General features: G+C 51.2%; 13 protein-coding genes. 5 read left to right on the forward strand and 8 right to left on the reverse strand.

From position 1 onward, the window contains the following. Window positions 1-202 precede the first annotated feature (202 nt). The 3 genes from BLR50_RS06680 to BLR50_RS06690 are packed head-to-tail and all read left to right on the forward strand — an operon-like array spanning window position 203 to window position 3,444. Window positions 203-1,141, forward strand: coding sequence for an ABC transporter ATP-binding protein (locus BLR50_RS06680; RefSeq protein WP_092639833.1), 939 nt, complete (start codon window positions 203-205; stop codon window positions 1,139-1,141). A gap of 13 nt (window positions 1,142-1,154) precedes the next feature. Further along, window positions 1,155-2,297 (forward strand): ABC transporter permease, encoded by a 1,143-nt coding sequence (locus tag BLR50_RS06685; protein WP_092639835.1) that lies wholly within the window; start codon window positions 1,155-1,157, stop codon window positions 2,295-2,297. Further along, complete coding sequence (locus tag BLR50_RS06690) at window positions 2,284-3,444, forward strand: ABC transporter permease (protein WP_092639837.1); 1,161 nt, start codon at window positions 2,284-2,286, stop codon at window positions 3,442-3,444. The genes BLR50_RS06685 and BLR50_RS06690 overlap by 14 nt, the downstream gene beginning before the upstream one ends. A 65-nt stretch (window positions 3,445-3,509) precedes the next feature. On the opposite strand, the gene glgA is transcribed toward BLR50_RS06690, so the two are convergent. From glgA to glmU, 8 genes are all read right to left on the reverse strand, one after another. Further along, window positions 3,510-5,195, reverse strand: coding sequence for a glycogen synthase GlgA (gene glgA / locus BLR50_RS06695; RefSeq protein WP_341465413.1), 1,686 nt, complete (start codon window positions 5,193-5,195; stop codon window positions 3,510-3,512). A 152-nt stretch (window positions 5,196-5,347) separates the two neighbouring features. After that, window positions 5,348-6,475 carry a glucose-1-phosphate adenylyltransferase subunit GlgD gene (gene glgD / locus BLR50_RS06700; protein WP_092639839.1) on the reverse strand — a complete coding sequence of 376 codons (1,128 nt, stop codon included), beginning with the start codon at window positions 6,473-6,475 and terminating at the stop codon, window positions 5,348-5,350. A 146-nt stretch (window positions 6,476-6,621) separates the two neighbouring features. After that, window positions 6,622-7,833 carry a glucose-1-phosphate adenylyltransferase gene (locus BLR50_RS06705; RefSeq protein WP_092639841.1) on the reverse strand — a complete coding sequence of 404 codons (1,212 nt, stop codon included), beginning with the start codon at window positions 7,831-7,833 and terminating at the stop codon, window positions 6,622-6,624. A gap of 65 nt (window positions 7,834-7,898) precedes the next feature. Next, a complete protein-coding gene (glgB, locus tag BLR50_RS06710) occupies window positions 7,899-9,884 on the reverse strand; it encodes a 1,4-alpha-glucan branching protein GlgB (protein WP_092639843.1) in 1,986 nt (661 codons plus the stop codon). A 415-nt stretch (window positions 9,885-10,299) separates the two neighbouring features. Beyond that, the gene (locus tag BLR50_RS06715) at window positions 10,300-11,319 is read right to left on the reverse strand and encodes a hypothetical protein (RefSeq protein ID WP_092639845.1); all 1,020 of its coding nucleotides are present in this window, start codon (window positions 11,317-11,319) and stop codon (window positions 10,300-10,302) included. A gap of 307 nt (window positions 11,320-11,626) precedes the next feature. Continuing rightward, on the reverse strand, window positions 11,627-15,106 hold the full coding sequence (gene mfd, locus BLR50_RS06720) for a transcription-repair coupling factor (RefSeq protein WP_092639847.1): 3,480 nt from the start codon (window positions 15,104-15,106) through the stop codon (window positions 11,627-11,629). Window positions 15,107-15,148: 42 nt separating this feature from the next. Next, window positions 15,149-15,754, reverse strand: a complete 606-nt coding sequence (gene pth, locus BLR50_RS06725) for an aminoacyl-tRNA hydrolase (RefSeq protein WP_092639849.1) — start codon at window positions 15,752-15,754, stop codon at window positions 15,149-15,151. Between the two features lie 14 nt (window positions 15,755-15,768). Then, the gene (gene glmU, locus BLR50_RS06730; RefSeq protein WP_092639851.1) at window positions 15,769-17,139 is read right to left on the reverse strand and encodes a bifunctional UDP-N-acetylglucosamine diphosphorylase/glucosamine-1-phosphate N-acetyltransferase GlmU; all 1,371 of its coding nucleotides are present in this window, start codon (window positions 17,137-17,139) and stop codon (window positions 15,769-15,771) included. A gap of 414 nt (window positions 17,140-17,553) precedes the next feature. Between glmU and BLR50_RS06735 the strand changes: the two genes are divergently transcribed. Both BLR50_RS06735 and BLR50_RS06740 read left to right on the forward strand, forming a co-directional pair. After that, the gene (locus BLR50_RS06735; protein ID WP_092639853.1) at window positions 17,554-17,883 is read left to right on the forward strand and encodes a hypothetical protein; all 330 of its coding nucleotides are present in this window, start codon (window positions 17,554-17,556) and stop codon (window positions 17,881-17,883) included. Between the two features lie 35 nt (window positions 17,884-17,918). Further along, window positions 17,919-18,965, forward strand: coding sequence for a V-type ATPase subunit (locus BLR50_RS06740; RefSeq protein ID WP_162840352.1), 1,047 nt, complete (start codon window positions 17,919-17,921; stop codon window positions 18,963-18,965). Window positions 18,966-18,977 lie beyond the last annotated feature (12 nt).

Below are 18,977 nucleotides of genomic sequence, written 5' to 3' on the forward strand. Positions count from 1 at the left end.
ACACCTTGCGCACCCCCTCTAATCTATTGTAAATACTAGCATAAAAAGAGCAGGGCTACAACCACCTGCTTAAACATCCGTCATTCGGGGTGATGACATTTGTCATGTCCAAACGGGAGGCATCTCACTCCCAAACGAACCGTCAAGGGTTTATAATTCAATCATAGATTAAACGCACGACATGGAAAGGACTGTGACCGGTATGGTAGTAAAGGTAGAAAACCTGGTAAAGAGATATGGAGACCTGATTGCGCTCGACCATCTGAACCTCTCGGTTGGCGAGGGCGAGGTGTTCGGTCTGCTGGGCCCCAACGGCTCGGGTAAAACCACCGCAATCAACTGCATTTTATCGCTGCTGAAATATGATAAGGGCGATATTGAGGTATTTGATAAGCCCATGACCCCCACCGCCTACGAACTTAAGCGCAACATCGGCATCATCTTTCAGAACGTGGCGGTATTTGAGGAGCTCACCGTTTATGAGAATATCGACTACTTCTGCGGGCTGTATGTAACCGATAAACTCAAGCGCAAGCAGCTGGTGGAAGAAGCCATCGACTTTGTCGGCCTAAACGACTTTTGCAAATTCTACCCCAAAAAGCTCAGCGGCGGCCTGCTGCGGCGTTTAAATATCGCCTGCGGCATCGCCCACAAGCCAAAGCTTATTATCCTAGATGAGCCCACTGTTGCGGTAGACCCGCAGAGCCGCAATAATATTCTTGAGGGTATTCAAAAGCTCAACCGTCAGGGCACCACCATCATTTACACCTCGCATTACATGGAGGAGGTAGAGCAGATCTGCACCCGCATCGCCATTATGGATAAGGGCAAGATCGTAGCCTCGGGCACCAAAGAGGAGCTCAAGGGGATGATTAAAACCGGCGAAAAAATTACGGTAGAGATCTTTGGTGCCGAATGCGCACAAACCGTAGGTATTAAAAATATCGCAGGAGTAAACTCGGTGGAGTGTGTTGGGAACACACTGGTGGTAAAGTCGCAGCGCGGCAAGAACAACCTCACCGAGGTTGTAGAGTACTTAAAGCAGCACAGCATCGGCTACGGAAAGATTTTCTGCGAGCTGCCCACCCTCAACGATGTTTTCCTTGAGATTACCGGCAAACAGCTTCGTGATAACGCATAAGGAGGATTAGGCTGTGTTTCTTCATATATTTACAACCAGGTTGAAATGCCTTATGCGCGATTTCGGGATGATGTTCTGGACCGCACTCTTTCCTATTTTGCTGGCAACCCTGTTCGGGCTTGCATTTACCAATCTCTCAAGCCTTGACACATTTAAAGAGATACCGATAGCGGTAGTGGATAACGCCGCCTACCAGATGAGCCCGGGGCTGAAGCCGGCACTTGAAGGGGTATCAAGCGAAGGCGAGAATAAGATGTTCCTGCTTACTGCCTGCAGCGAAGAAAAAGCAGCACAGCTTTTAAAGGATGACAAGATCAAGGGCTACCTGCTGCCGCTTGAGGGCGATAAGCTTCGTGTGGTGGTAAAGGAATCGGGCATTTCGCAAACAATCCTAAAATCCTTCGCCGACCATTACCTGCAGGTGAGCTCTGCATATAAAGAAATCCTTATGCAAAACCCCTCTGCCATTCAGGCCCTCATGGACACTACACAGAAAGATGTAAACTATTTTAAAGAGGTAAGCACCGACGCGAAACCTGACGATACCCTTGTTTACTACTTTGCGCTGATTGCCATGGCCTGCCTTTACGGCGGATTTCAGGGCCTAAAGGAAGTTTCGGCGGTTCAGGCAAACCAAACCTGTCAGGGGGCGCGCGTAAACCTTGCCCCGGTGCACAAGATGAAGGTGTTCGGCTACTCGCTGCTAGCGGCGGTTCTGATACAAATTCTTACCATTCTGCTGCTTATCTGCTACCTCTATTTTGTTATCGGCGTACAATTCGGCGATAAGCTTGGGTATATTATACTGGCAGTCGTAGCAGGAAGCTTTATGGGTGTAGCCTTCGGTGCCATGGTAGGCGCCGTTATGAAAAAGCGTGAAGGAATTAAGATTGCTGTTATTATCGGCCTTTCCATGATTTTCTCGTTTCTCTCCGGCTTGATGTTCCCCGCCATAAAGTATATCGTGGCCAGAAACGTGCCTATCCTTTCGTATCTCAACCCTGCCAGCCTCATCTCTGATGCGTTCTATGCGTTATACTATTACGACACCCTGAATCGTTACTTCTTAAACATCGGTCTGCTCTTCGGCTTTTCAGGGCTGCTGTTTTTGATTGTTTACTTCATCATGAGGAGGCAGAAATATGCAAGTCTTTAAGGTTTATTTCAAGGTTATACGCAAAAACCTTTCTATTATGCTGGTTTATGTGATAATATTCCTCTCCCTTGCCGTAATGACCACGCTTTTTAATAAGCCCGCTGCGGTTACAGAATTCTCTTCTACCAAGTGCCGTATTGCGGTAATAAACGACGATGCAGGCGCCGTATTCGCACAAGGGATGGAGAATTATCTTGCCGAAAATGCTGAAATAGTAAGTGTTAAAACCGATAAGCAGAGCCTTCAGGATGCGCTGTTTTTCGGAGACGTGGAGTATATCCTGCACATTCCAAAGGGCTTCAGCGAGGACTTTTTAAAGGGCGGCCATAATATCCTGCTTGAGAAAACAACCAAGCCCGATTCCACCGCAGCCGTTCAGCTCGACTTTCTGCTCACCCGTTACCTGGGGCTGGCTTCCACCTACTCCGCTGCTCTGCCCGATATTACAACCACGCAGCTGATAACCAATGTGAAAAACGACCTGAAAAATACCGCCGAGGTAACGCTTTCCACCCAGCAGAAAGCTGTAGACAATACTGATAACACCTTTTATAGCTACTTTATCTACCTCACCTATTCTATGATGGCTGTGATGATTCTTGGGGTTACCTCCATCATGATGGTGTTCATGAACTCCGATGTTCGAAAGCGCAATATGGCCTCTACCCTGCCAAACCTAAGCTTTAACCTGCAGCTGTTTTTAGGCAATATCGTGTTCTCGGTTGCTGTATGGGCAATTTTATGCGGCTTTGTTTATGTGCTGCACCCCGCTCAAATCGGCAATGCCGATATGGTTATGCTCTTTGTAAACTCTTTGGTTTATACCCTTGTCTGCCTGAGCATCAGCTTTTTAATCGGCAGCCTTATCAAGAGCAAAAACGTACAGAACATTATTGCTAACGTCTTCTCCCTTGGTTTAAGCTTCATCAGCGGCGTATTTGTACCTCAGGAGCTTCTGGGGGATACGGTAACGAAAATCTCAAGCTTTACCCCCACCTACTGGTATGTTAAGACCATTCTTAACCTGAAGGCCGCCTCTGATACGCTGCCGATTGTTTACGGTATTCTGATTCAGCTGGGCTTCGCGGCCGCATTCCTGATTATAACGCTTGTTATCTCCAAGAATAAGCGCGCCACCAACGCGTAATAATTCAACCATAGCAAAGGCCGCAGGGTGCTGTTCCCTGCGGCCTTATTGTTATACTTAACTGCTTAAATAGACTGATACAAATCCTTATAAGCCTTTGCTGATTTCCCCCATGTAAAGTCGGAGGTCATGGCCGCACGCTGCAGCGCTGTCCACGCCTCTTTATTGAGATAACAGCCCCTCGCACGCTCCACCGCACCCAGCATATCGTGGGCGTTGTAGGTTTTAAAGGTAAAGCCGTTGCCGTCGCCGCTGCCAAAATCGCGGATGGTATCCTTCAGCCCGCCCGTTTCGCGTACAATCGGCGCCGTACCGTAGCGTGCCGCTATCATCTGGGCAAGGCCGCACGGCTCGCTCTTAGAGGGCATCAGGAACATATCGGCGCCCGCATAGATCTTATGGGCGAGTGCCGGAATAAAGCCCGCGATAAACCGCACGTTCTGCGGGTATTTATCCTGCATGCTGCGGAAGAACTCCTCATACATATGCTCACCGGAGCCAAGCACCACCACCTGTGTGCCGACGCGCAGCATATCCTCAAACACATACTTAATCAGGTCTAACCCCTTGTGTGCCACCAAACGGGATACCACCCCGATGAGCGGCGTGTTCTCCATTGGCTGCATTGAAAGCTCGCGCAGCAGCGCCTCTTTGTTGACGGCCTTTTTATCAAGGGTGTTTACATCGTAGCATTCATAGATCAGCGAATCGGCGGCTGGGTTATACATATCGGTGTCCAGCCCGTTTAAAATACCCGAGAGCTTGAATCGACGAGCCTGCAAAAAGCCATCCAGCCCATGCGAGAACCATGGGTCAAGAATCTCCTCCGCATAGGTGGGGCTTACGGTGGTTACGCGGTCGCTCATCTCGATAGCGGCCTTCATAAAGTTTATTGCGGCACCATACTCCAAGAAACGAGCGTCGCGCTTGTCAACGCCCAGCACGTCCCCCAACAGTTCCATGCCGTACATTCCCTGATACTGGATGTTATGGATGGTGAACACGGTTTTTACCCGCTGCAGGCTAGGCACCCCGCGGTAAAACAGGTTGAGGTAAAGCGGCACAAGCGCCGTCTGCCAGTCGTTGGCGTTTAGAACATCGGGCTCAAAATCTATATGGCGCAGCATCTCCAGCACTGCCTTAGAGAAGTAGGCAAACCGCTCGGCATCGTCAAAATAGCCGTATAGCCCGGGGCGCTTGAAGTAGTACTCGTTATCGATTAAATAATAGGTAACCCCATTCTCGATGGCCTCAAAGATACCGCAGTACTGCTTGCGCCAGCTTAAATCCACCTCAAAGCTGGTAAGAAAGTGCAGGCCTTCACGCAGGGCGGGCTTGATATCACTGTAAAGTGGAATTACCACACGGCAATCTACGTCCTCGTCTTTCAGCGCCTTAGGCAGAGAACCCGCCACATCGGCTAACCCCCCCGAGGCGATAAACGGCTGCGCCTCGCTGGCGATAAACAACACCTTTAACGGTGCCGGTGCCGAAACCGGAGGCATCGTCGGCTCCATAATCGGGTGCACCATTTCTGCAACAGGCGTCTCCACGGCCTTGGCGGGCTTTGGTGCCTTTTTAGCCTTGGGCGCCGCGGATTCCGCCGTTTTTTTTGCAGCGCGTTTTGCGGGAGCTTTTTTCTCCGTTGTTTCGGCGGCTGCCTTTTTTGCCGCACCGCTCTTGGCAGATGCCTTCGCCGCGGGCTTCTTTTCCTCCTGCGCCTTTTCCTGCTTTCCTTTTGTTTGGCTCATAATCCGTCGTCTCCTTTACTGAGGCTTGTTTGAAATAAGATCCTTTTGCTATACAAACAGGCCTGCCATCCTTATTCCACCGCCTATGTATACGGTTATCTGTTTTATGATAGCATACAAGAGGGCAGTAAACTGTCGCAATATTAAAGCAGTTACACCACACTGGCCTTGGAGATAAACACGGGGTAGGAAAGGTAACCCATCAGCATTCGGTTGTCCTTTATAGTCACATCCTTATCGGTGATGCAGTAGTTCAGCACGCTCTTTTCGCCGATGCTGGTATCCTGCATGATAATAGAGTTGGAAATCTTCGCACCTTTGCCAACGGTAACCCCGCGGAACAGCACCGAGTTTTCAACCTCTCCCTCAATCATACAGCCGTCGGCTATCAACGAGTTGGTTACCTTGGAGTTGAGGCCATACTTGGCGGGCATATCGTCGCGCACCTTGGTATAGATGGGGCCGTTGTTGATGAACAGCTCGTCGCGTACTTCTTTGTTCAGCATCATCATGTTGGCGTCAAAGTAGTCGCGCATGCTGTCAATCTTGGCGCAGAAGCCCTTGTATTCATACCCGTAGAGCCTCATGGCAGAGGCCTTCGCCTGCAGCACGTCCTTTTCCATGCTGAAAAGGTTGCGGCTCATGTTCTCGGTTACCAGCCGCTCCAGCAGCGCCTTTTCCATAATCATCAGATTAAGCGATACGTTGCACTCGCCCTGAATGCCGGGGTTAATCATTACATCGGTAATCCGCCCGCTTTCGTTGCAGCTGAATACCGTGGCATCGCGGCAGTTTTGGGCATTGAGCTCCTTTCTCTGGTAAACGGCGGTAATCTCGGCCTCTTTTTCGATATGCTCGTTAAGGATGGTTTTGATATTGTAATTGCAGATCGTATCACAGTCGGCCAGCACCACATAGCGCGCGTCGGAATGCTTAATAAAGCCCATAATGCCCGCCAGTGCCTCAATACGACCGCGGTAGATACCCGAAACCCCTGCATTGCCGAACGGCGGCAGGATATACAGCCCCTCGCGCTTTCTGGCAAGGTCCCACTCACGGCCGGAGCCGAGGTGATCCATCAGCGACTGATAGTTGCTTTTGGTAATAACCCCCACCGACTGGATGTTGGAGTTTACAAGGGATGAAAGCGTAAAATCTATAAAGCGGTAGCGCCCGCCAAACGGCACGGATGCCATCGTTCTTTTTTCGGTCAGCTCCCTGAGCATCTCATCGTGCATATTGGAGAAGATAATCCCCAGAATCTTTTTTCTATCTTGCATAGTAAGATCCATGCCCTTTCTTTTAGGCTTTATGCCCAAAAGAAAGGGCATAAAACCGATTATAAAAAGTGTCGATGCCGCTTTGCGGCAGAAGCGGTTATACTGCGAAAGACATTTTTCAACGCTTAAAAGAATGTTCTTTCAAGCTATTCCTCCTGCCGGTCGGCGTCGATCATCTGCTTGGGTTTCACCACACTGCCCGCTTTGAGCTTTGCCCCGGCGCCGATAACGGCAATGCCCCAGTCGTCCTTGTTTTCCACCTGCTCGGGGCGCATACCCACCACGCAGTTTTCGCCGATTATAACATCCTCGGCCACAATGGCATACTGCACCACCGCGCCGCTTTTAATAACCGTACCGGGCATGATGATACTGTCGCGCACCACAGCGCCCTTTTCAATAGTAACCCCGGCAAACAGCACCGAGAAATCCACCGTACCGAAGATATTGCAGCCCTCGGCAATCATAGCGTTCTGAACGTTAGCCTCCTCGCCTACATAGTGCGGCGGCATAACGGGGTTGCGCGCATAGATCTTCCACGAAGGGTCGTGCAGCTCAAGCGGCACCTTGGGGTCGAGCAGGTCCATGTTGGCCTCCCACAGGCTGTCGATGGTGCCTACGTCCTTCCAGTAGCCCTCAAACGGGTAGGCCACAAGCTTCTGCCCGTCAGCAAGCATGGCGGGGATAATGTCCTTGCCGAAGTCTTTGGAGGCGTTCTGGTCGCGCTCGTTCTCCTCCAGATACTTTTTCAGCTTCTTCCACGAGAAGATGTATACACCCATCGAGGCAAGGTTGCTCTTGGGCTTTTGGGGTTTCTCTGCAAATTCAAAGATCCTGCTGTCCTCATCCGCTGCAATAATACCGAAGCGGGAGGCCTCCTCCCACGGCACGGTGATTACCGCAATGGTGCAGTCGGCGTTCTTTGCCTTATGAAAATCGAGCATCTTCTCGTAGTTCATCTTATAGATATGGTCGCCGGAAAGCACCGCAATGTACTCGGGGTCGTAGCCCTCGATGAAATGGATGTTCTGGTAGATGGCATTGGCCGTACCGCGGTACCAGTCGGAGCCGGTAGCCTTCTGGTAGGGGGAAAGCACATGTACACCGCCGTGGCTGCGGTCTAAATCCCACGGCTGGCCGTTTCCGATGTATTCGTTAAGCTCCAGCGGCTGGTACTGAGTGAGGATGCCGACGGTGTCTATGCCGGAGTTCACACAGTTGGAAAGTGTAAAGTCGATGATGCGATACTTTCCGCCGTAGGGTACCGCGGGCTTTGCAAGGTTTTTTGTGAGCACATGCAGTCTGCTGCCCTGCCCTCCGGCAAGAAGCATTGCAATCCATTCCTTTTTGCGAATCATAGTTTAGTCTTCTCCTTTTTCTGCCTGATATTGCGGGGGAGGATTCGTTGGGCATCGGCAATGAATTACACCTTGCCTTTTCCCTTTTTTGCGGTGGTTTCCGCGGTTTTATGCGAAGGCTTTTCTGCCCGCAGCGCCGACCTTGCCGCTGCGGCCGATGGCCTTAAATACAAGATAGAGGAGGGCGGGATATCCAGCTCTGCCGACTGTGCAAACCCGTGCCACGGCTGCTTTTCGGCGGTGTACTGGGTAAGCACCGTGCAGCCGGTACCGCCGTATTCGGTGTCATCGGTGTTAAACACCACACGCCAGCGGCCCTTATAGGGAAGCCCCACACGGTAGCCGCTGCGCCTTACGGGGGTAAAGTTGCACACTATCAGCAGTTCTTCACCCGCAGCCTCGCCCTTTCGGCGAAAGATGATCATGCTGTGCTGCGTGTCGTCACCCGCCACCCACGCAAAGCCCTCGGGGCTATCGTCGTTCTGCCATAGCGCAGGCGTTTGCAAATAGTAATGGTTCAGGGTTTTTACATAGTGCTGCAGCTTGCGGTGCGGCTGAAAATCCAGCAGCAGCCAGTCGAGGCCCTTTTGAAAGTCCCACTCAATAAACTGCCCGAACTCCTGCCCCATAAACAGCAGCTTCTTACCGGGGTGCGCTGCCATAAACGCCAAAAACGCGCGCATCTGAGCAAACTTTTCTTCATACTCGCCGGGCATTTTAGAGATGAGCGAGCACTTGCCGTGCACCACCTCGTCGTGCGAGATGGGCAGGATATAGTTCTCGGAAAAGGCATATACAAACGAGAAGGTAAGCTTGTTATGGTTATATTTGCGGAACAGCGGGTCGGTAGAAACATACTGCAGCATATCGTTCATCCAGCCCATGTTCCACTTAAAGCTGAAGCCTAAGCCCCCGTCATAGGGCGGCTTGGTTACCATCGGCCACGCGGTGGATTCCTCGGCAATCATCATGGCATCGGGGAACGCCTCGTATACCGCCTGATTGAGCTTTCGCAGAAAAGCAACAGCCTCCAGGTTCTCGCGGCCGCCATTTATGTTCGGTGTCCACTGCCCGCGCTCGCGCCCGTAATCCAGGTAGATCATTGAAGCCACTGCATCTACGCGAAGCCCGTCGATATGGTAAAGGTCAAACCAGAACAGTGCACTTGATACCAGAAAAGACTGTACCTCGGTTTTGCCGTAGTCGAATACCCGCGTGCCCCAGCCCTCGTGCTCCATCTTCTGCTTATCGGCATATTCATAGCACTTGGTACCGTCGAACTCGAATAACCCGTGTTCATCCTTGGGAAAGTGCGCCGGAACCCAATCCAGTATTACACCGATGCCCGCCTGATGAAAGCGGTCTACAAAGCGCATAAAGTCATGCGGCGTGCCAAAGCGAGAAGTGGGCGCAAAATAACCTGTCACCTGATACCCCCACGAGCCGTCGTATGGGTATTCGGTAACCGGCAGCACCTCTATATGGGTATACCCCATCTCTTTTACATAGGGCACAAGCTCGTCGGCCAGCAGCTCATAGCTTAAAAGGCTGCCGTCGGGGTGGCGCTTAAACGAACCCAGATGCACCTCATACACGTTCATCGGGCTTTTAAAGATATTGCGGTTATGTAGCCCCTGCCTATAGCGCTCATCATGCCAGGTATAACCCGAAAGGTCGTAGGCCTTGGAGGCCGTTTGCGGGCGGGTTTCGCAGTGATAGCCAAACGGATCGGCCTTCAGCAGCTCCCGGCCGTCGGCGGTGAAAACGCAGTATTTATAGCTGTCATACTGCTTGATACCGGGGATAAAGCACTCCCATATTCCTTCCTCGGTAAGGCGGGTCATGAGGTTACGCTCTTTATTCCAGCCGTTAAAGTCGCCCACCACCGAAACCTGAGCGGCGCGGGGCGCCCACACCCTGAACATCGCACCTTCCGCTGTTAAATGGCACCCCAAAAAGTGATACGCCCGGTAGTTCGTACCCTCATGGAATAAAAACACCGACAGATCATTTTCACCTTTATTAGGGGCTGTGTTGTCCTTCTTTTTCATTCGCTCTCTCCTCGACATCCGTAACCCTATCTATTATGAACGAAATCGCTTGCCATTTTTGGCGACTTTTGTTTTTCATAATAATTAACGTTATTGTTTTTACTCCCCCAAGCTTACAGCTTAGCAGGAAAGTTTTTCTTTTATTTTACCACATCCATACCATTTTTCAATAGTTTTTTAGTAAAAATAAATTAAGTTTGTATTTCATTTTGCCTGATGTTTATCTAAAATTCACATATGAATTCCACATTCCCATCAATTTTAACCAATGTGGTATTCGAGCTTTCAGCCGTGCGCAAAACATACATATTTTATTCGGGAATTTATGTAATTATTACCCATATTCAAGTATTCCCACACAACAACAAAAAGCCCCCGGAAGTTCCGGGGGCAACGATGTTACAATATTCGGCTGTTAAGCTTGCTTAATGTTGTTAGGGCTGAAATAGCTGATAGCAGCCTTATCCTCGGTTACCGGAAGGTCTTTGCCCAAAGCCGTGATCTTATCAGAGAGCTCGGTACCCTTCAGGGCTGAGAGAATGCTTGACTTCACCTTCTCAAATTCAGCGGTGTCGCTCTTGGTATCCTTGCGGACAGCCACAAACACATAGTCCTCTTTATCAAAGATAAACGGCTCATCGTTCTTCGCGGCAAAAACTGCGTCGCGCAGGGTCTGCGGGTAGTTTGAATCGTCCTTCTTCACGATCATCTTATAGTTGTCGTCGGTATCGTTTGCGGTTACCTCATACTTGGGGTTAATCTCCTTGTTAAAGGCAGCGGCAGCCTCGGTAATCTTCTTACCGGACTTAACACTTGCAAGGGCGTTGTTGGCGGCGGTTTTGGTCTTGGTCTTGGTGGCGTCGTCCGCTCCGCTAACGCTGGTGCCAAAGGCATAGATAATCGCATAGTTGTTTACAAAGTAATCCTTCAGGGTTTCCTCTTTAACCTCTTCAAGGCCGCCCTTGCCGTAGTATTTGTCAAAGATGGCGGTGTTCTTCTGCTCCACCGTAATGGCGCTCTTCAAAGTCTCCTTGCCGATACCGTTCTTCTCGTATACAGTGCCGTAAAGGGAAATTGCATATTCGGTGGATTGATCAATGGAGGCCTGATCTTCGGCGGTAAGGGCAAGGCCAAGCTTCTCGAACTCACGTTCAATGGCTACCTTGCGTTTGCACTGCTCGATGGTCTTGTTATAAATCCACACCTTGGCGTCCTGATCCTCAATCTTCTGCTTGAGCACGTCGGTCTTGGTATCGGTAATCTTGCTGGCGGCCTGCTGATAGGCGCTAAACTGATAATAAAGGTACAGGCCGGTGGGTATCTGCACGCCATCAACCGTAACCACCCATTTGGCATTGGCGCCGGCGCAGGCGGTAAGCGCAAACATCATCATTGCAGAGAGTGCCAGAGAAATAAAACGGATTACTTTTTTCATGGTCTATCTACCCTTTCAAATATCAAGGAATCGGGGTGAAAATCCACCCATAATACTAGTCAGCGATTGCTGGAACAGGAGGATACGATGATCAAGTCGTAAGGCAGCAATTCAAAGCCGCGAAAATTCGTCACTGAGCGGATTATGAATTGCTTTAATCAGCGTTTCCTTTACACAATACTTGTAGATTATACACCTTTTGCATAGGCTTGTCTATACCGCCCATGAGGCAAAGGATTGAAGTTTTTTTGAATTTTTTCAGTGCTTTATCGCAAAAAAGATTTACATTCTTTTGTTAGCCTAAAAATTATTGCTGCTTCAGCGCGGCTTCATCCAGCGCGTTCAACACGGTGGTGATGGTATCCACCGGCTGCTCGTTCTGAAGCATCTTTACCGCGATATAGGGCTTGCTGCCCGCGTTTACCAGTACCCGCCCCTTTAAAGCCGCAACCAGCATACTTGCCGTCTGCATCGAAAAATGCTCCATGTAGAGGATTAAACTGTCGGCCTTCTGGGTGATTTCGCTGATGCCCAAACGCTGCGCCTTGTTGCGCACCAGCGCTACGTCAATCAGCCCCTTAACCGCCTGCGGTGGCTCGCCGAAGCGGTCGATGAGCTCGTCGATTACATCCATTACGTCGTTTTCATCGCGGATGCTCGCAATACGGCGGTAAATCTCAATACGCTGGGTGAGGTTCTCGATGTATTTTTCGGGGATATGCGCCTCGATGCGCACATCGATGAGGCACTCGCTGCTGCCAAGCTGCGGAGCCTCGCCGCGCTCCTCCAGCACCGCGTCGTTTAACAGCTTTACATAAAGGTCGTAGCCCACCGATGCCATGTGCCCGTGCTGCTGGGCACCCAGGATGTTGCCCGCACCGCGGATTTCAAGGTCGCGCATCGCGATGCGGAAGCCCGAACCGAACTTGGTAAACTCGCGTATCGCGGTAAGGCGTTTGGCGGCGATATCGCTTACCACCTTGCCGCGCCGGAAGGTCATGTAGGCAAACGCACGGCGTGAAGAGCGCCCTACCCGTCCCCTCAATTGGTACAATTGCGAAAGGCCCATGTAGTCTGCGTCCTCGATAATCAGCGTATTGCAGTTGGCAACATCCACGCCCGTTTCAATGATGGTGGTACACACCAGAATATCTATTTCATGGTCTACCAGCTTGCGCCAAACCTCCGAAAGCTCCTCCTCGCCCATACGCCCGTGCGCTACGGCAATGCGCGCCTCGGGTATCTCATTTAAGATGCGCGCGCCGCACTGTTCGATAGAATCGATGCGGTTGTGAATATAGTATACCTGCCCGCCGCGTCTGAGTTCCCTTCGCATGGCCTCGGCCAACACGCCGTCGTCATGCTCCAGCACATAGGTCTGCACGGGGTGTCTGTCCTGCGGAGCTTCGTCGATCACCGACATATCGCGTATGCCCGACATCGCCATATTTAAAGTACGCGGGATGGGGGTAGCCGAAAGGGTGAGTACATCCACGTTGGTGGCAAGCTCCTTCAGGCGTTCCTTCTGCGCCACGCCAAAGCGCTGCTCCTCGTCTACAATCACAAGGCCGAGGTCTTTGAACTTTACGTCCTTCTGCACCAGTCGGTGGGTACCGATGATAATATCCACATCACCCCGTGCGAGCGCGCGCAGGGATTTCTCCTGCTCCTTGGCCGAGCGGAAGCGTGAAAGCAGCTCCACCTTGATAGGGTAACCCTCAAACCGTTTGAGCACCGTCTGGTAATGCTGCCATGCCAGAATCGTGGTGGGCACCAGCAGCGCGCACTGCTTGCCGTCCTGCACACACTTAAACGCGCCGCGCAGCGCCACCTCGGTTTTGCCGAAGCCCACGTCGCCGCACAAGAGCCTATCCATCGGCACCCCGCTCTGCATGTCACGCTTAATCTCCGAGATACAGCGCAGCTGGTCGTCGGTTTCATCAAACTCAAACCGCTCCTCAAACTCGCGCTGCCACTCGTTATCAGGCGAAAAGGCGTACCCCTTGAGCTGCATACGCTTGGAATAAAGCGCTATCAGCTCCTTGGCCATATCTGCAACGGCCTTTTTCACCTTGGCACGGGTGCGCGACCACTCGGTGCCGTTAAGCTTGTTCAGCCGCACCCCGCCGTCTTCCTTGGGGCCGATGTATTTCGAAACAAGGTCAAGCTGCGTTACCGGAACATATAATATATCCGAGCCCTGATAGCGTATCTTGATATAATCCTTGATTAAGCCCTGTACCTCAAGCTTGTGAATACCCTCAAACAGGCCGATGCCGTGCGAAACATGCACCACATAGTCGCCAATCGTCAGGTCGCTGAGGTTGCGGATAATCTCCTTTGCCGAACGCTTCACCTTGTTGCGGCTCTTAGAAACGCTTAGCGCCCTGCCGTGGGTAATCAGCACCGCCTTCGCGTCGGGCAGCTCGAAGCCGGAGGAAAGCGCTCCCTCCGCCACAATCACCCTGCCGTTTTCAAGGCTGCCCGCAGTTTCATGGGTAACGGCGGGCAGGCCCTCGCGCTGCAGGTCCTGCATCAGTGCCTTGGCGCCGCGCTGGGTTGACGCCAGCACCACGCAGGCAAAGCCGCGCTTTAAGTACCCCTCCAGGTCCTCTTTCAATAACGAAAGCTCGCCGCCCCAGGAGGAAAGGGAGGTAGCGTTGATATGAATAAGCTCCTCTATTCTGATATCAGCTATGCTGCGCGCAAAGGTGTTCAGGTGCACAGCGGCGCCCTTTTCAAACCGCAAGGCAAACTCGTCAAAGCCGGCAGTATAGGTATCCAAACCCTTAAACAGGATACCCTCGGCAAACAGCTGCTTGATATCCTCGTTCAGCTGCCAGGAAACGTTCTTGAGGGTATCTTTAATCTTAAAGGTTTCAGACACAAACAGCATATCCTCGGGGCAGTAGTCAAAGATGGTAGCAGGCTGTGGGTAGATGAGCGGCAGGTATTTATCAAGGCTTCCCTGATAGGTGCCGGTTTCCATCTGTACAAGGTCCTGCTCGCAGTTTTGCCTTACATCGGCGGCAGTTTTGCCGCGCACCTTGGCCGCAAGCTCACGGATATCCCTGCAAAGGCGCGCAAAATCGGTGCAGATAACCTCGGTAGCCGGGGTGATATGCACCTTCTTCATGGTATCGGTTCGGCGCTGGCTCTCGAGCTCAAAGCTGGAGATGGTGTCGATCTCGTCGCCCCAGAACTCGATTCTTACAGGGTTCGGCAGGTCGGGGGGGAAGAAATCGAGGATACCGCCGCGGTGGGAAAACTGGCACACACCCTCCACCTGGTCGCTTCGCTGGTAGCCCGCCCCCACCAACGCCTTCAGTGCGTCGTTCAGGGTGCAGGTCTCCCCCGTTTTCAGGGTAACCGAGGCCTGTTTTAACCGCTCGGGCGGTACGGTAAGCTGCATGGCTCCCTCGGCGCTTGCCACAATCAGGCGGTAATCCCTTGCCAAAATCCGCCCCAGCACCGCCAGACGCGCGTGCTCAAACTCGCCGGAAACCCCCTCCATATGCCTAAAGGTAAAATCGCGCGAGCAGAACAAAAGCGCCGCATCCTCACCGGACATGGCGTTATAATCCTCACATAAGCGCCGCCCCTCGGCCTCATCGGCCACAATACATAGCGCTCTTCTGCCGCTTTCGGCGGTAAGCGCGTAAATAATGCCGGCCTTGTGGATGGGGGAAAGCCCCACCACGTCGCAGGGGACTCGTCTTTCACAGGCCGCTGCCCGAAGCCTTGGGTATTCCGGCAGCCTTTTTACAATGTCGTAATACAGTTGCATAGTCTTACCTTTCGGATATTATAGAAACTGCGCTTTTATTTTTTAAGAATTAAACTTTCCCATGGCAGCTTCAATATCGCCCGTAAGCATTATTCTCACCGCTTCGGCGGCTCTTTTAAAAACCTCCTCCAGCTTAGCCCCCTCTTCCTTGGTAAAGCGGCTGGTCACCCATGCGGCAAGGTCGTAATCGGGGTACGGCTTTGCTCCGATACCCAGCTTCACACGCGGGAATTCATCGCTGCCGGTAAGGTAGATGATATTCTTCATGCCGTTGTGCCCGCCGTCGCTGCCCTTGCGGCGAATACGCATTCGGCCCACATCCAGCGAGATATCGTCGAAGATAATCACCACTCGCTCGGGCGGCACCTTGTAAAAGTGCATCGCCTCCACCACCGCCTCACCGCTCAGGTTCATATAGGTTTGCGGTTTCAGCAGCAGCACCCCTGCTCCATCGATAGAGCCGGTGCCGCAGAGCGACTTAAACTTTAACCTGTCCACCTTAATGCCATGTGCCTGTGCAAGCTCATCCAGTGCCAGAAAGCCCGCGTTATGGCGGGTGAATTCATACTGTTTGCCGGGGTTTCCCAACCCGACTATAATATACTCCACGCTGCCCGCGGGTTTTGTCTTATCCTGTTTTAAAAACATTGCTGTAGCTCCTGTTACTTCTTATTATAGCGCCCGTTTGCGTAGCCCTTTTTGTTCACCTGACGCGCACGGGCAATGGCCATATCACCGCTCTCCACGTCCTCGGTGATGGTGGAGCCTGCTGCGATATATGCGCCGTCGCCAACGGTAACCGGGGCAATCAAATTGGTATTGCAGCCCACAAAGGCATTGTTACCTATGGTAGTTCGGTATTTATTCTTGCCGTCGTAGTTTACGGTAACCACACCGCAGCCGAAGTTCACCCCGCCGCCCACGTCGCTGTCGCCGATATAGGTAAGGTGCGCGATGCTGGTTTTCTCGCCGACTACCGAGTTCTTCACCTCTACAAAATCGCCAATCTTGGCGCCGTCCTTAATATCGCAGCCCACACGCAGCTGGGTGAACGGGCCAATCTTCACCTTATCACCTACACGGGAACCATAAACCTGCGAGGCATTGATTACCGTGCCGCTGCCGATTCGGCTATTTTCAATCAGCGTGTTGGGGCCGATGGTGCAGCCACTGCCGATGATGCAGCCCGGCTTGATGATGGTGCCGGGCAGGATGTCGGTGTCCGGGCCGATCTGTGCGTCGGCGGCGATCACAACACCGTCAAGGCTTACAAAACGCACACCCTTCTCCATCTGTGCGCGGATGCTCTTTTCGTTTGCAATGCGGTTAAGCTCATAAAGCTGAATGGGGTCGTTTGCGCCCAGCACAATCTGCTCGTCCTGCGCGTCAAACGCATCGGCGCGCCCGCCGTTTCTCAAAATAACATCTATCGTATCGGTAAGGTAAAACTCCCCCGCCGCGTTTTGGTTGGTTAGGCCGTTAAGTGCCGTAAGCAGGCTGTGCGCATTGAACACATAGGCCCCAGAGTTAATCTCGCTAATCAGCGCCGTTTCGGCATCGGCATCCTTCTGCTCCACAATCCGCTCCAGACCGCCGTTGCCGCGCACAATACGGCCGTAGCCAAAGGGGTTTTTAACCCGGGCGGTGATAACGGTTACATCATTTTTCCTTTTAATATGAAATTCGCGCGCCGCACGGATGGTTTCCCCGCCGCAGAAGGGTGCATCGCCGTTTAATACCACAATCTCCCCGCCCATATGCTGCTCGATAAACGAGCGGGCCTGCATCACGGCATGCCCGGTGCCTAGCTTCTCGCGCTGTACCGCAATCTTACAGGTGGCTGAAAAGAATTCTTGCATTTTATCGTTTTGTGGGCATACTATACACAAGTCCTCAATTCCCGCCTGCCTTACAGCATCGGTAACCCAAACCGCCATCGGCTTAAACAGCACCTCCAGCATCGGCTTGGGGCTTGCACTTTTCATCCTTTTGCCTTCACCGGCGGCTAATATAATCGCTCCCGCTGTTCCCATGTTCTTCAAGTCCTTTCTCTGCCGACAAATGTTCTTCTATTTTAGTTCAGTATTTTTACCTTGAATCGTAATGGCTGCTCACCTTATTATATTCGCTGGATGATAAAAAAACAAGCAATTACCATGTTCAGGAAGGCTTTGCAGAACATCTTCTGATTACAGTAAAATCGTATGAATAGTACAAAACAAAATTGAAAGTCAAGATTGTTACAATATTCACAAATCAAGCTGCTTAAACCAGCTTGTTTTTCGCGAAATAGCTATTGATATTTGCAGGTTTTAGGAATATTATTAAGGCATTAATTCCAACAGTAATAGTTGTACACCTTGTTTTTTTAGATTATACCATTTAAAATAGGTTTATTGTCATATTTTCTCGTTCTTTATACCGAAACCTGTCTCGGGAGGTGCCTTATGGAAACCAATGATCTAAACATTATACGCCAGCTGCTTGACATGGATAAGAAAGCGCGCATGCTGGTTGAAAATGCCGAAAAGGAAAGGCAGAAGGCTGAATCGAATTTGGCAGATGAAAAAGCGCGTGTTGAGGCAGACATCCTGTCTAAGGCACAGAACCGCATTGTTAAGCTGAAAAACCAAACTGCCGATGAAACCTCAAAAGAAACAAACTCTATTGAGGAAGAAGGCCGGCAGATGATGCAGCGGTTAGAGGCAAACTTTGCACAACACCACACACAGTGGGAGGATGAACTGTTTAAGCGCTGTGTTTCAATGAGCAGGTAAGCATTACTTATCACAGTATGGGGGGCGGGTACGGCTTGATTACAGATAATTTAAGCTACACCATTTTAGCAAAGGCCAGAGCCATGTATGGCAAACGGCTGAAGCCCGAGAACTATAAAGACCTTTTGCAGAAGCATTCGGTCAGTGAGGTTGCTGCTTATCTGAAAAACGAAACCTCTTATTCCAAGGCGCTTTCCGGCATTCAGGAGAACCTGATTCACCGTGGACAGCTTGAAAACCTCATCCGCAGAGACACCCTTATGAAGTTCCTGCGCCTTTCTCGGTACGATAGTTCCCGCGATAACGGCTTTTACCACTATTACATGCTTAATATTGAAGCGGAACAGATTTTGGCGTGCCTGCGGCTGTTAAACTCCGGCCTGCTCGAAAGCTATATTGAAACCCTGCCCGGTTACCTGCTGAACTACATCACATTTGACATTATTAAGCTTGCTCATGCAAATAACTTTGACGAGGTTTTAGAATCGCTCAGAAAAACCGAATATTATGAGGTTTTGCTGCCCTGCAAGCCGCAACGCGGCGAACTGCCCGATATCTTCGAGTGCGAGTACCGCCTGCGGCAGCATTTTTACGACAAAGCCTTTCTTTTAATTAAGGGCCGCTACCATGGTGAACAGCGCAGGCAGCTCACCGAGCTGTTTGTATCGCAGATGGAGCTTGCCAATATCACCAGCATCTATCGTCTAAAGCACTTTTTTAGGGCGGATGCTCAGACCATTGAATCACGTATTCTTAAAACCCACAACGCTAAAATCGACCGTGAAATGGCAGAGCTTATCAAAGCTCAAGACACCAAGGAGATGCTTGCCCTTTTAGACCGTAAAAGAAAAAACAATTTTTACGCGGCCGACGATTTTGAGTTTATAGAGCATGCCAACCAACAGACACGCCTTTCGGTGAACAAGCGGTACCTTTATTTCTCCCGTTATCCTTCGGTAGTATTTGCCGCTTACATGCTTCTGTGCCGTATAGAGATTGAGAATATTACAACGATTATTGAAGGTATTCGTTACAACATGCCTCCGGCCGAGATTGAAAAGCTTTTGGTGATACAGGTTTAGGCGTGTCGGCCG

The sequence above is a fragment of the Acetanaerobacterium elongatum genome (assembly GCF_900103835.1).
Classification (GTDB): domain Bacteria; phylum Bacillota; class Clostridia; order Oscillospirales; family Ruminococcaceae; genus Acetanaerobacterium; species Acetanaerobacterium elongatum.